The organism is Vallitalea maricola (assembly GCF_036985595.1).
Taxonomy (GTDB): Bacteria; Bacillota; Clostridia; order Lachnospirales; family Vallitaleaceae; genus Vallitalea; species Vallitalea maricola.
The window spans coordinates 72,552-86,397 of record NZ_BTPU01000031.1 but is presented as its reverse complement, the minus strand read 5'-3'; the positions used below and the strand labels follow the sequence as shown (position 1 = coordinate 86,397).

General features: G+C 28.7%; 12 protein-coding genes. 4 read left to right on the top strand and 8 right to left on the bottom strand.

Translation table 11 applies throughout. The annotated features are described in order from the left end of the window. Nucleotides 1–19 precede the first annotated feature (19 nt). Genes AACQ14_RS10680 through AACQ14_RS10670 form a run of 3 tightly spaced genes read right to left on the bottom strand, consistent with a single transcriptional unit; the run spans nt 20 to nt 2,501 of the window. Nucleotides 20–1,054, bottom strand: coding sequence for an amidohydrolase family protein (locus AACQ14_RS10680; protein WP_339363573.1), 1,035 nt, complete (start codon nt 1,052–1,054; stop codon nt 20–22). 31 nt (nt 1,055–1,085) lie between these two features. Continuing rightward, a complete protein-coding gene (locus tag AACQ14_RS10675) occupies nt 1,086–1,685 on the bottom strand; it encodes a TetR/AcrR family transcriptional regulator (RefSeq protein ID WP_339363572.1) in 600 nt (199 codons plus the stop codon). Nucleotides 1,686–1,745: 60 nt separating this feature from the next. Then, nucleotides 1,746–2,501, bottom strand: a complete 756-nt coding sequence (locus tag AACQ14_RS10670; RefSeq protein WP_339363571.1) for a hypothetical protein — start codon at nt 2,499–2,501, stop codon at nt 1,746–1,748. A gap of 184 nt (nt 2,502–2,685) precedes the next feature. On the opposite strand from AACQ14_RS10670, the gene AACQ14_RS10665 reads away from it, so the two are divergent. After that, entirely contained in the window at nt 2,686–3,390 is a 705-nt protein-coding gene (locus AACQ14_RS10665; RefSeq protein ID WP_339363570.1) for a DUF6796 family protein, read from the top strand. 2 nt (nt 3,391–3,392) lie between these two features. Beyond that, on the top strand, nt 3,393–3,995 hold the full coding sequence (locus AACQ14_RS10660) for a TetR/AcrR family transcriptional regulator (protein WP_339363569.1): 603 nt from the start codon (nt 3,393–3,395) through the stop codon (nt 3,993–3,995). A gap of 186 nt (nt 3,996–4,181) precedes the next feature. Here AACQ14_RS10660 and AACQ14_RS10655 read toward each other — a convergent pair whose 3' ends face one another. From AACQ14_RS10655 to AACQ14_RS10635, 5 genes are all read right to left on the bottom strand, one after another. After that, on the bottom strand, nt 4,182–7,472 hold the full coding sequence (locus AACQ14_RS10655) for a S41 family peptidase (RefSeq protein ID WP_339363568.1): 3,291 nt from the start codon (nt 7,470–7,472) through the stop codon (nt 4,182–4,184). A 267-nt stretch (nt 7,473–7,739) separates the two neighbouring features. Further along, nucleotides 7,740–8,372: a carbohydrate-binding family 9-like protein gene (locus AACQ14_RS10650; protein WP_339363567.1), complete on the bottom strand. Its 633-nt coding sequence runs from the start codon at nt 8,370–8,372 to the stop codon at nt 7,740–7,742. An 11-nt stretch (nt 8,373–8,383) separates the two neighbouring features. Beyond that, nucleotides 8,384–9,124 (bottom strand): glucosamine-6-phosphate deaminase, encoded by a 741-nt coding sequence (gene nagB, locus AACQ14_RS10645; protein ID WP_339363626.1) that lies wholly within the window; start codon nt 9,122–9,124, stop codon nt 8,384–8,386. Between the two features lie 4 nt (nt 9,125–9,128). After that, complete coding sequence (gene nagA / locus AACQ14_RS10640; protein WP_339363566.1) at nt 9,129–10,277, bottom strand: N-acetylglucosamine-6-phosphate deacetylase; 1,149 nt, start codon at nt 10,275–10,277, stop codon at nt 9,129–9,131. A gap of 91 nt (nt 10,278–10,368) precedes the next feature. Then, the gene (locus AACQ14_RS10635) at nt 10,369–11,541 is read right to left on the bottom strand and encodes an ROK family transcriptional regulator (protein WP_339363564.1); all 1,173 of its coding nucleotides are present in this window, start codon (nt 11,539–11,541) and stop codon (nt 10,369–10,371) included. A gap of 258 nt (nt 11,542–11,799) precedes the next feature. On the opposite strand from AACQ14_RS10635, the gene AACQ14_RS10630 reads away from it, so the two are divergent. Both AACQ14_RS10630 and AACQ14_RS10625 read left to right on the top strand, forming a co-directional pair. Continuing rightward, nucleotides 11,800–13,260, top strand: a complete 1,461-nt coding sequence (locus tag AACQ14_RS10630) for a hypothetical protein (RefSeq protein ID WP_339363563.1) — start codon at nt 11,800–11,802, stop codon at nt 13,258–13,260. Beyond that, a complete protein-coding gene (locus tag AACQ14_RS10625; RefSeq protein WP_339363562.1) occupies nt 13,253–13,792 on the top strand; it encodes a DUF5104 domain-containing protein in 540 nt (179 codons plus the stop codon). The genes AACQ14_RS10630 and AACQ14_RS10625 overlap by 8 nt, the downstream gene beginning before the upstream one ends. The last annotated feature ends 54 nt before the right edge of the window (nt 13,793–13,846 follow it).

Here is a 13,846-nt window from a genome sequence, read left to right as displayed (position 1 = left end):
TTATACCCCTATTCATCTCTTAAATATTTAATAGATCCTTAGCATTTTTATATAAAATATGGCTTCTTGCATCTTCATTTTTTTCTGTTGCAAGTAATACCCTAGAAAGAGTAATTGCCTGTGGGAGTGCTGGCCAGTCAGACCCATATAATAATCTTTCATATCCTACTTCATTAATTAAGTATTTAATACTATCTTCAGACTGACATGACAACTCAGCATAACTTGATGGAAATTCTTTAAGATATTCTGCAACAAGTTTATATTCTGCAATGCCACTATGTCCAAAAACAAACTTAAAATCACTAGGTAATTCCTTCAATAGTTTTCCGAAAATTTCTACCTTTGTTGACTTTAAAAGTTTCCACATTAAGTTTGATGTATTTTCACGTTTTATATGAGTTAAAGAACCTGTATGAAGAAGTACGGGAAATCCAACTTCGTAGCAAGCCTTAAAAAGTTCAATAAGTGGCTTAAAATCATCCTTCAGTTCCATATCCGTTATTTTTAATTTGAGTCCTTTAAAACCAAGGGTTTTGTATTTATATATCTTTTCCTTCATTTCAGTATCATGAGGATGTACTGAACAAAAAGCTATAAATCTATTAGGATAATCTTTAGCCAAACGTAGCGCTTCCATTGAACGGTCACTTTTCTTTGTACTCAAAGGAAGAACTACATTGGTTTTAATCATATTATCTTTTTGGGATTTAAAACAGTTTTCATAGGTTCCCCCATTGGCCATGTCTTTAAAAATCTTATATCCCTCAAGAGAAAACTTTATTACAGATATTATTCCTTTCTTTTTTTCATCAGGATTAATTTTCCTCCAATATGGAACTGATAGATCCATATCTTTCATATCAGGCAGTGTCTCATACTTTAATTGATTCCCTTCAATATTTGGATTTACAATCTTACCCGGAAGTACATTAGACATGTGTGTATGAAAATCAATAATATCTATCTTACTATTGTAATCTATAACAAAATCACCGTCTTCATTTAATTTTAAATACTTTTTATCCTTTATAAATTCCTGCTTTGTCACCATAAAAAACCTCCTCTATCTAAGTCATGACAAGCTATTTTAATCCATTAATTAGAATATCTATAATCCTAATGATTACTTCACTAATATTTTCTTCTTTATCAAACTCATAATCTTCTAAACTTACTACACAAGATGTAATCATATATGCTGCTGTTTTAATATTTAAATCTTTTCTCAATTCACCTTTTTTTACATATCCCGATATTACTTCTTCTAAAAGTCTATAGCTTTTAGGAATCTCATTTTTCAAAACATCTTTTCTTACTTCTTGGGGACACTCATTAATGAACTTATTTTTTAATTCCATCAATTTAGTATCTTCACTTTCGAATTTTTTTGATTCTTCCAACATTTTTATAAGATATTCTCTAAAATTTAGCTGTTCCTTATATTTTTTCATTTCTTCTAACACATGTTTTTTTTCATTTCCAATTTGACTAAATAGATATTTATACAAATCATCTTTATTTGTAAAATATTGATAAAAACTACCTTTAGGAATTCCTGCACCATTGACAATGCTGTCTATAGTTACTTGTTTATAATGTACTTTAGAAAATTCTAAAAATGCTGAATCAACAATTCTACTTCTTTTTTTTTCTGGTAAATTAAAGAATGTATCCTTTGGCATATTATCACCCTTTCTTTTTCTTAATAAATCAAATCATAATTCACTTAAATTAGTTACCAATTAATCCTTATTCAATTCACTCTCAATCCATCTTTTAACTTCAAAAACATATAGAACTGTAACTCCCCAGTAAACAGGATTATTGAGCCCTGTTGTTAGATGTTTTCCAATACCCATCATATAAAACTCAATTAAATGAATACTACTATAAGCTGTAAAGATAATTGTCAAATATTTAGTTCTTTTATCAAGAGACATCATTGCAAATATACCAATTACAATTCCAAGAATAGCACCTAAACTCAATACATTAATATTACTCGTTAGTTGCCATATTATAATTGAAGCACCTAAATAAAATAAAAATCCTAAAAAAAACATAGTTATTTTTTTCTTATTTGATTCTTCTATATTTAAATATTTGTAAAAACAGCTCCACGTAAGAATTAAGAATACCATGGTAAAAGACTTAATTATACTCATAATAATAAGCAGATTATTGTTAGTTATATCTGAAACCCCAATTTCAGTAACATTTGGATTTTTAATGAAATATGAAATTCCTAAGATAAATGAAATAACAACTATAAAATATGTTAGTCCATAAAACAGTTCAAATCTTCGAAAATTTTTATCTATCTTTTTCTTAGATTTAAAAAATCCTCTAAAAGCAATGATACTTCCACTAAGAAATAAAATGGCTTCAATACTCATATCAACTAGTCCTGTTCTAATTGTCGATAATAAAACCATATAACTTACAGCCGAAATAACTAATGCTAATAAAAGTTCTTTCCAGTATCTACTATTTTTCATTTTATATACCTCCCCTATAATCTATATGACTATTAGTCATATGAACTATAGTCATATTATCACATTAAATTTTTATTGTCAACAGTCAAAAATAAAGTGAAACTTGACAAAAAAAATTAGTTACAGTAAAATAGACTATGTAGTCTAGACCTGTTGGTCTAATTGTGATAAAGGAGATGATTTTATGAGTTTAACAAGTTTTATCAACAACAAAAGATATCTATATCGTTTTATGGGAATAAGTTCATTTATTGCTGCATTACTTATTTCTTTTGCTGATTTCATACTGGAATTTAATAGTGAATATGGTGTTTCTACTGATTCAATTATAGAAACGAACTGGGTGAACATGCCTCATTGGAGGTTCTCTACATCTATTTATCTCTGTGCTTTTCTCATACCTCTTTATATACTAGGATTTTGGCTTTTATATAAAATATTAAGCAAGAGTAATAAAACAATAGCTTTAATAATTTTTATATTATTTTCTTATGGGGTTATCATGGGATCACCTTTAATTCATGGTTTAATGAGCATGAATGCCATTATCTATAAATTTGGTATAACCAATGGATTCACTAATGAATTAATGAAGCTACTTATAGAAGGGGAAATTACCAAAACAATTTTTCCAGTATTCTTGATTCATTATATTTTAACTTGGTTCATTGCACCTAGTATTTTGTTTGTACATATAATAAGAGGCAAAACACAATTAAAGCGCTGGACAGCTTTTTTAAATCCTTTAGTATTCTTAATTGTTGGCATGATTGGTTTAAAACTTATTCCTAGCCTTTTTGTATATCTAACACCAGGAGCCATTAATAAAGGGAATGCAGCATTATTTTTATTATTGACAATAAAAATGTGGAATTATAGAGGAGAATAGTTATGAGGAAAGATGATATTGTTCAAGTGGCATTAGAGGCATTTTGTCATAATGATTATGACCATGTATCTATTAATATGATTATAAAAGAATCAAAAACTAGTAAAGGTGTATTTTATCATTATTTTAAAAATAAAGAACAGCTCTATTTTTATATTGTAGATTTAATACTAGATGAAAAAATAAAATTTTTCAATGATAGAGAAAAGCTGCAAAAGCAACCTAAGGCAGATTCAATTTTTTCTTTACTAAGACAGCAAATTGATAAGTCACTGGATTTCTCTTTAGCTTATCCTAAATTTGCCTTATTTTGTATTCAGGCAAGGAAAGGTACTAATGAAAGTATAAAGAAAAAAGTATATAAAAAGATGGAATATACAACAAACGAGTATTACGTTAATCTAATAAAAAATAACATAGAAAAAGGTATCATAAGAAAAGACTTCCCTGAAGAATTCGTTGTTTCAATAGTAACCTATATGCTTCCAATTTTTTTAGATTATGTTCATTCTCAAGGCATTGAGATATGCAGTAAAAATAATCATATTATAAAAGAATACTATTTACATTATATTGATTTTATGGAAAATGGATTAAGCAATTAGATTACATTGTCTGTAATGGGAAGTTTAGCCACCTTCTAGAACAATTGCCAAGAGTTTTAAAAAAGATTCTTATCTCTTGGCAATCAATTTAAGGCTTTAAATACATCATATTAATATAGATTCATTCAAATTAAACTTCAGAGGTATTTTGTTTTCAGGTTAGCCCCATTTAAAATTATAATGTTATTAATTTGTTTCTTTAATAACTTTCAAGAAGTCTTTTAACTCAGTTCCTTCAACAATTACATCTGGTTTAATTCCAACATCATTTATGTTTTCTTCTAAGATATTCCAGTAAAAGCTTACTAGGTATAGTACGAATTCGCCGTTATTGTCTACGTATATCTGCTGTCCTACACCTTTTCCGTAAGTTGTTTTTCCTAATATCTGTACATTGCCTAAGAACTTTTTAAGCCCTAGTGCTAGTAATTCAGATGCACTTGCGGAATCATTGTCAACTAATATTTTGATTGATTTGAATGGAACTCTATAATAGTCTGATTCAATATTTGATGTTTTCCCGTCTCTATCTACCAAATAGCATGGTGAACAATCTGGTAATAGAACATCTAGCATTTCAGTAGCAGCAGAGATAAGTCCTCCACCATTACCTCTTAAATCGATTATTAGTGTCTTTTTATAAGGTTTTTCTATTCCTTCGATATAATTTATGAACTTGCTGCTGGTTTGGTTTAAAAAGCTGCTTACTTTGATATATTCTGTAGAACCATCAATTTGCTTATATGTTACTTCTTCTTCATTTTCTCCTTCTTCATTTTTTTCTACCTTATAGAAGAATGTGAATTTATCATCATCTTGTTTAATACTTTCAATATAGTCATTGATATCATCTAGTGTAGCATTATCGTTTTTCATGAACTGCTTAGTCAAACTTGCCACATCTGTATTATTTAGATATAAATAGTTATCAAGTACAAATTCACCAACCTTAACAGAAATAGGCTTCTCACTTTCTTCGATTGCCATATCAAGTATTAGTTTGTATATGTTATATTCTTTATCTATTTTATTTGAATATATCCTAGCTACATTGTATTTACCTACTAGGGTATAATATAAGCCCATATCAAAATAAAGAGCTGAATCATCTATTATTTCTTCTTTACATCGTAAAGCTTTTTTGTATGCTTTGATGGCTTCATCTTTGTTATCTAACATAAGATTGGATTTGCCTTTATAATAATAGATATATCTTTGATCCTGTAAATCTTCATTCTCTAATTGCTCATTAGTATAATCCAATAATTCTTTATATTTAGTCTCATTCAATAAAATAGCCATTTTATGAGATTTTGCTAGATTATTATTTTCATCAAGCAAAAGTGCTTCATTGACATATGATAACGCTTCATCATTATCTTTTGAACCAATGAATGTTTTACTGGCTATGAGTAAATAGTTAATATATCTATCTAAATCCTCTTCTGAGTCAAGTGTACTCCAGTCGATACGATATATACATTTTGATGCTGATTCGTAATCTGCTTGTTCATTATATATCTCAGCTAGTAGAAAATATACACCATTACTATCTTCATTCAAACGTTGCTCTAAAAACATTTCCAATTGTTCTAATGCTTCTTCTTGTTTACCTTGTTTATACAATGCATATGCTTTTTGTCCGTAAGCATAGATAGCTTTACTGTGTAATTTTAATGCTATGTCAGAATATTTGATGGCTTGTTCATATTTTTCTTCTTCAATAGCTTTTTTTGCCTTCTCTAAGTAAGTAGTGGCTTGTTGTAATTTTTTAAGAGACTCAAAAATGCTATTAGGTATTACAAGCTTATTAGTCAGATTGAACTTATTAACCATTTCTAATTTGAATTCTCTTGTTACTTCATTATCAATATCATACTCTTTATGCTCTATTACAACTTTTTCAATCTTGTAGTTTGTTTTATTGATATATATGGAATAATCAAATGTATCTAAGTCATAAAAGTCACTAGTCCAGAATTGCAACCAGTAATTATCCTCAAATTTATCAAACTGTCTACTGAAAGAACTTTTTCCTTGTAATATGTATTGTTTACTATCTTCAGTAAGTTTTAGTTTACTGCTCAAATCACATCCATTATCAATAAAATTATATATATCAAAAAGATCTTTTTCTGTAGATTCTTCTAGTTCAGAATGCTGCAAAAATCTCCAAGGGCTATTATCTTCAGAAATATATATTAGTTTATCGTCAACCCATTCACTGTAATAATAATTAGTAGGTTTGTTGTCTTCACTTTTTGATTTCAGATTATATTTCTCACTGATGATTTTATTCGTTTGGTCTATACTATAATCAAGATTATATGTATTAACAACCTCTTCATCTTTTCTATCATCTACTATTGATACTTTCATATCATATCTTTTCAGATTGTTCATGACTTTTGTAGTTTTTGTTAATATGTCTTTTATCTTATTGTAGTCTTTGTCAAATCCTGGATAAATCATATTTTCGTTAGAACCATCTAAATCAATTTTCCATAACTGATCATTGAATGTATCGTCAATATTTTCATAAGTCAACAGGTAGATAGAATCTTGAAAGCTTGATAGTTGAATCACTTCGTATGCTTGAAATATTTTTTCTTTTTCTTGTCCATTCAATGGTACTCTAACCACTTCATCATAACCATTTAGATAGATTATATAGTCTTTTGTTACGTCAAATTCGTAGGCTTCTACTGTATCTGGGATAAGTTCTGCTTTATTCCCTTTATCTAGAGATATTTTATATATGCCTGCTTGTTTGTTATCATTATAGCCATTAGCCATTATATAAATATAATTATCCATAATGGTGAATTTTGAATTATACTTAGTGTCCAAATTCTTAGATATATCTGCAAATACTATTTCATCATCTGTTTTAATCATCTTTTGTAACCCATCATTTGATAAAACATATATTTCATCTTTATATACTGTAAATGATATAATCTGTTTATCAATAATACTTCTTGCATCACTGCCATCTACTTTAACACTACAAAAACTTGTATCTCCATATTCATTATCACTTAAAAAATATATCATATCTTCTACAACCAATAGATTATAAATATCCTCAGTCTCGTATAAAAGAGTTAGTTCGTTATTTTTAGTGTTGATTTTATATATTCCAGATTTATTCTTCTCATCACCTGCATAATTTATGTACCCATAAATAACCCCATCTAATATATTAAGTCCATATATATTATTATCAGTTATCTTCTCTGTTACTCCTGTATTAAGTATATGTTTATATAAAGCATAATTATTATTACGTTCTACCGAAGTATAGATTACTCCATTTTCATAAGCTATTCTACTATAATTAATTGCATTCATACTTGTATTACCAAGTCTCCCCACGGCTGAGACAGTAGTATTTTCTTCTGCGTTAATTGAAAAACCAAGTAAAAATATTAGTAAAATACTAGTAACTATTGATGTACTTACTTTTTTCTTCATCTTATTCTAGTCCCCTTATATTTAATTTTATACGTTGATATTAGCAAATATTGGCAGTAATGTCAATTATGACTCTATAGGCACTGCAAAAGCATGAAAATTTATTATAACTAGCATTGCTTTAAGCAATTTTAAAAAATAATAATCAGTACCCAATATGTTATATGACTTATAAAGATAAGTGTACCTGTATAATATTTGTAAAGGAAAAAGAGAACACAATGATACGTGTCCTCCTCAAAAATATATATATCAATTTGGGTGGTGTTAACTAATAATTAATTTTCCAAACTGGTTAGGTACATGAAAATTAGGATATTCGAAGTCTATGTTATTCCATGCAGCATACTGTGGCTCGGTTAAACCTCCACATCTATAGAAATTACCATACCAGCATCCCTTATCGTAACTAATTTCCTTACCGCTCATTTCTTCTAATACTTCTATCGGCAGTATTATTGATAGTTCCCATGACTTGTCATCACTTGATTCTTCTTTTGTTATAGTTTTGATTGAAGGAATTATAGTAATCCTATCTCTTTGCTCCTTGGTACAAAATACTTTTTCACCTTTTTCACTTTTGTAGCTTAGATGAAGTACACCACAGCAATTCATTTCCATATTGTAGTATCCTCCACCTAGATTATCTTCTGGAGTAACAAAAAATTCAAAACAGCTGTCTAGGTAAACATCTCCATTTAATTTTGTTTCTTTACTGTAACTATGAATATCTTCGCATAAAGCTTTTATCTCAATACATCTATTATGTATGACAGTTTTAACATGTGTAGCTTGTTTGAGTCCACTTTCATACCATGGGTAATTATCAATAGTCAATTCATCTACATTATCCCAATCAATGTCTTTATCAGTAATAATCTTAACATTATATTGATTCATAGCTTCTCCTTTTAATTTACTTTATCTTCAATATATTTTGCTGCTTCTTTGTCAAGTATAACTATTACATGAGGATGTAATTGTAAAATAGAAGCAGGTACGTTAGGAGAAATTTCTCCAAATAGCATTTTTTCTATAATCTTAGCCTTTGCTTCGCCATTTGCTAGGAGAACTATTTTTTTGGATTGCATTATAGTTTTCATTCCCATACTAATAGCCTCTTTTGGTACTTCTTCAATTGAATCAAAGAATCTTGAATTAGCTTTTATTGTTTCATCATCAAGTGTTACTTTATGTGTACCAGATTCAAATGTTACATCAGGCTCATTGAAACCAATATGTCCATTTGTTCCAATACCTAACACTTGTAAATCAATTCCGCCAGAATTATAAATATTTTTATCATACTCGTAACATTCTGTTTCTATATCTTCTGCTTTTCCATTAGGAATGTTAATATTCTCTTCATCAATATTCACATGATTGAAAAGGTTGTCTTTCATGTAATAATAATAACTTTGGTCATTAGTCTTATCTATAGGATAATATTCATCAAGATTGAAGGTCTTAACCCCGCTAAAATCCACTTCATCTTCTTGGTACATCTTAACTAACTCTCTATACATACCAACTGGAGTTCCACCTGTTGCTAATCCTAATATACTGTTTGGTTTTAGATTAACTTGTGAAGCTACTAGTGTTGCAGCTTTCTTGCTCATTTCTTCGTATGTATTTGATACAATAATTCTCATACCTCTAATTTGATTTTTCATATAATGTCTTCCCTTTCCCAATTGTATAGTATATATCTAGTTTGTCATCAATAATCGTAATATCAGCATCCTTACCAATATCTAAAGTACCTTTTCTATCTTCCACACCAATATATTTTGCTTGGTTGATAGTTGCTGATTCTATAACTTTTTCCAATGAGTAATCTGAGTGTTTTGTAAAATTATAGATAGCTTTATTTAATTTAAGTGAGCTACCTGCAATAGTACCATTAGTTAACATACATTTACCCTTTTCTAAAAATACTTTTTGTCCCCCAAGACTATATTCCCCATCGCTAAGTCCTGCTCCCATCATAGCATCAGTTATCAATAATACTTTATCCATGCCTTTGACACGTGCGATTAGGTTGAATAATGCTGGATTAACATGTATAGTATCTGCAATTAATTCACATCTTATGTCAGAATTCATAACCGCTCCAACTACACCTGGATTCCTGTGATGAAGACCTGTCATTGCATTGAAGAAATGTGTACATGAGCATATTCCTTTTTCAATTCCTGCCATTGCTTCATCATATGAAGCAGCTGAATGTCCTATAGAAAATCTTATACCATATTCTTTAGTATATTTTTCTATAAAATCTAGGGAACCATTTACTTCTGGTGCAATAGTAATTATTTTTATGATGTCTTCATAACCTTGTATTACTTCTCCATCTGGCTCTTTTATAAACTCTTCTGATTGAGCTCCCTTATATTTTTCACTTATAAAAGGTCCTTCTAGATGTGTTCCTAATACTTCTGCACCATAAGTCTTTTCTTCCATAAGAGTCTTGATAGTATCAAGTGCTTTTCTTATAGCAGGAACATCCATTGTCATAGTTGTAGGTAAAAATGATGTGACACCATTTTCAGGTATACTTTTACTAATAATCCTTAGTGTATCAATATCACCATCCATAGTATCATGACCTTTATAACCATGTATGTGTACATCAATAAATCCAGGAACAATAAACTTACCTTTTGCATCAATCTTTTCATCAATGGTTTCATTATCTAATTGACTTTCATCAATAATTTTATTTATTGTTTCATCAAATAAAATTACTTTATCATTTACAAACTTTCCATTGTTTAATATTTTTCCATTGAAAATACATTTCATGAAATCATCCTTTCTTGTATGATGTTAAGCTTTACCTTTTTTTAATAAGTTAATTTTTATACTGAATATAACATTAATGTCATATTGTTATCTAATTCAAAATATCTTCTATAGTTTGCTCCATAGCTATTTTAACTGCTCCCACCAAACTGGAATCTTTTGCTTTTGCAATATCAACTGATGTATGGAATGGAACTAAGTTAGATACTACTTCATTAATCCTAATTAAAATTGATTCATCCAAGTTAGGTATATCCCCGCCAATAACAACATTTTCTATATCTAATAGAGATGTGATATTGGCTATAGTTATTCCTAAGTATTTAGATACTTTGTCCATAAGATTCTGGCAATATACATCTTTTTGTTTCAGTGCTTGTGCAAATTTATTTATTGATATATTATCCATATTACCATCACATAATTTATATAATTTACTTTCAGTTATATTATTGAAGTCTTTTTTTATGATTTTTATAATACCTGTTTTGGAAGCAACTTCCTCAATATTAACGTACTTTCCATCCACATGTATATTAGGAACTGTGAATCCTATTTCACCTGCTCCATTTCTATCTCCTTCGTATAGTTTTCCACCTATAATAAGTCCTGCACCAATCCCTACATCCACACTTATATACAAATGATTATTAATATCCATTAATCCTGTAATTATTCTCTCTCCTATGATAGCTAGGTTGATATCATTCTTAATTATTATTTTGGAATCAAAAACTTTATCTATAGCATTAGTTAATTTTTGTAATTTAATTTGATTAACCTTTTCAGATAATATATTAGGAAATGCTCCATTGCTGATAATTCCTGGATAGGAAATCCCTATACAATATATATCTGATTTATTTATATTATTATTATGTATAAAATCCTCAATAAAAGTTATACAATCTATGTCATCTGGGTGATTATACTCAATGTCTAAGGTATATTTTATATTACATAACAAATCACCTAGAGCAATCTTGAATCGTCTTTTTGATATATCTATACCTAACACGTATTTATGGTCTTTATTGAAATTAACTAGAATAGACTTTTTACCCAGTTCATTATCTCCTTTTCCTTCTTCGATAAGAATGCCATACTCGATTAATTCATTAGTATTTTTTGATATGGTTGGCTTACTTACTTCAAGTACTTTAGCTAAATCAGCTCTAGAAGCAGCTCCATTCTCCATTAAATACTTAACTATCGCCTTCTGATTATTCTTTTTCACCATAGATTGATTGCCTGCTCTAGTCATAAATAATCTCCTTGTTATATATAGTTAGTAAAGTTTATTTACTTATTATTATAATACTAATTTATGCCCAATTTGTCAATATGATATTTGATCATTAACTATAATTACCACGAAAATTAATTCATTCATTTATAATTACATACATATAATATGTCATTAATTATGCATTCTATCCTATAAATCATGTCGTTCGTCAGGAGTTATTGAAATTTTTTAAATTATATGTATATAATGTTTTAAAAATGAAAGGAGTTAATTATGGAAAACACAAAATACAATTTGAAAGATTTATCCAAAAAAGAAGATGACATAATAAAATTAGCTGAAAGAGCAGACTATATATTTAATAAATTCAAAATAATTAGCAATTCTATTGACACCGACATTGTTAGAAGAGATAATATAAATAATGAACTTAATTCTTTACTAAATGAGTTTCAAAATCTCATTGAACATACTTACAACACAAGTAAAATTATTAATGAAGCAATAACTGAATATAGTAATGGTGAGAAGCAAATACAAAATCTTCTAAATGGATTATTAGAAATAAATACTAATTCAGTTGGTACAGCAGTAAAACACTCCAAGGAAGATGCTATATCTGGTTTCAGTATTTTACATAAATGGTTTAAAGATATTTGCAATCAATTAACCAGCAGCATAAAACATTTAAAAGATTTCTTTGATAACAACGGTACTCGTATTAACAATCAACCTATTTTTAAATGGCTTGGCCATAGCATAGAAGATTATCAATCATACTTTGCAGATAGAATTAAACAAATACAACAATATATTAGTGGAAAAGGAATAAACATTGATATAACAGGTATAGTGGATAAAGCTACTTTTCAAGCTTTACGTATGATTGGGTTTGATAATCTAAAAGATAATGGTCTAATTACAAATTCTTTTGATGCTCTAAGCCTCAATATATATGACTACTTTAATGATTTTCCAGCTTTCTTTGATGATTATACCGTCAAACCTCCTGAATGGATATTGACTAAAGTAGAGAATGCTGTTAGTGTATTAGATCATATTCCTGATGTTACTAGGGAAACAGTATATTTTTTCAAAGATACTTATCCATATTCAATACCTTATCAAGCTTTTACTTACGCTACACAGAATGGCTGGTTTCCAGAAGCCTTTGATTTAGCAGGATTTGAAAGAATAGATGGGATATATCATGCTAAACAGGATGCATTATTACAAAGCCAAAAATATGTAGGATATAATGCTATCTATGACTATGTTTTTGATTGTGCTACAAGTATGGATACAAAAATTTTTGATTTTACCTGTGATAATAATGAAGAATATAGATTATGGTTTTGGAAAGGTGATTATCTTAACCTTGGTGCAGGTGCTGAAGTAGGAATATATTATGGTGGTGGACCTCATTGGTTAATAGATAAAGATTTGGCCCTACCTATGACTTTGTCATTAAAAGACCGTAATAATAAAAAGATTTTTGATTGGAAGCCTGAAGATGATAACTGGTGGATAACTGGATTCAATCCTGATATTCAAAATATCAAAGCTGATGATCTTACGGTTAAAGCAACAATAGATTTTTCAGATAATCCAGATATGTGGAAAAGTTTTTATAATATACATCAAGATAATTCTATGTGGACATTTTATCAAGACTCTATGCGAGCAGAATATAAATGGGAAGCAAAACCATTAGAAAGGAGAAAAAATGATTAATAAAAATAAATTACTGTTATTTACAATAATCACACTACTTACTTTAGTCTTATCATCCTGTAGTCTTTTTTATAAAACATACTCCAGAGATGATGCCAAAATATCCGAGACACGTTTTGATGAAATTATTGAAGCATTAAATAATAAAGATTCAGAGGCATTAAAAGCTATGTTCTCTTCAAATGCATTAAAAGAAGCTGATAATATTGATGAGGATATAGAATATTTGATGGATTTTTATAAAGGTGACATAATATCAATAGAAAGTGCTAGAGAAGGTTCTGATTCCAAAGATGGAGATGAAAGAGAAATAGAACTTAGAACTCTGAACTTTGTCAGCACTGATGAGGATGAATATATAGTGTTTTACATTGACAATTTAACTGATACCAAGGACCCTGACAATGTTGGACTGGATATGCTACAAATAATTAAACAATCCGATCGAAAAACACAGTTTGATTGGGGCGGAGATAAGACATACTGTGCAGGAATTTATCGCCCACCTACTACAGAAACTACCCCTGATTAAAACATTAATATTTATAATAAAACATAAAAGGGAAATGAGGCTGTATCATCCATG

Coding starts and splice junctions, on each gene's coding strand:
- AACQ14_RS10680 (WP_339363573.1), bottom strand. CDS start 1,054: ATGGTGACAAAGCAGGAATTTATAAAGGATAAAAAGTATTTAAAATTA.
- AACQ14_RS10675 (WP_339363572.1), bottom strand. CDS start 1,685: ATGCCAAAGGATACATTCTTTAATTTACCAGAAAAAAAAAGAAGTAGA.
- AACQ14_RS10670 (WP_339363571.1), bottom strand. CDS start 2,501: ATGAAAAATAGTAGATACTGGAAAGAACTTTTATTAGCATTAGTTATT.
- AACQ14_RS10665 (WP_339363570.1), top strand. CDS start 2,686: ATGAGTTTAACAAGTTTTATCAACAACAAAAGATATCTATATCGTTTT.
- AACQ14_RS10660 (WP_339363569.1), top strand. CDS start 3,393: ATGAGGAAAGATGATATTGTTCAAGTGGCATTAGAGGCATTTTGTCAT.
- AACQ14_RS10655 (WP_339363568.1), bottom strand. CDS start 7,472: ATGAAGAAAAAAGTAAGTACATCAATAGTTACTAGTATTTTACTAATA.
- AACQ14_RS10650 (WP_339363567.1), bottom strand. CDS start 8,372: ATGAATCAATATAATGTTAAGATTATTACTGATAAAGACATTGATTGG.
- nagB (WP_339363626.1), bottom strand. CDS start 9,124: ATGAGAATTATTGTATCAAATACATACGAAGAAATGAGCAAGAAAGCT.
- nagA (WP_339363566.1), bottom strand. CDS start 10,277: ATGAAATGTATTTTCAATGGAAAAATATTAAACAATGGAAAGTTTGTA.
- AACQ14_RS10635 (WP_339363564.1), bottom strand. CDS start 11,541: ATGACTAGAGCAGGCAATCAATCTATGGTGAAAAAGAATAATCAGAAG.
- AACQ14_RS10630 (WP_339363563.1), top strand. CDS start 11,800: ATGGAAAACACAAAATACAATTTGAAAGATTTATCCAAAAAAGAAGAT.
- AACQ14_RS10625 (WP_339363562.1), top strand. CDS start 13,253: ATGATTAATAAAAATAAATTACTGTTATTTACAATAATCACACTACTT.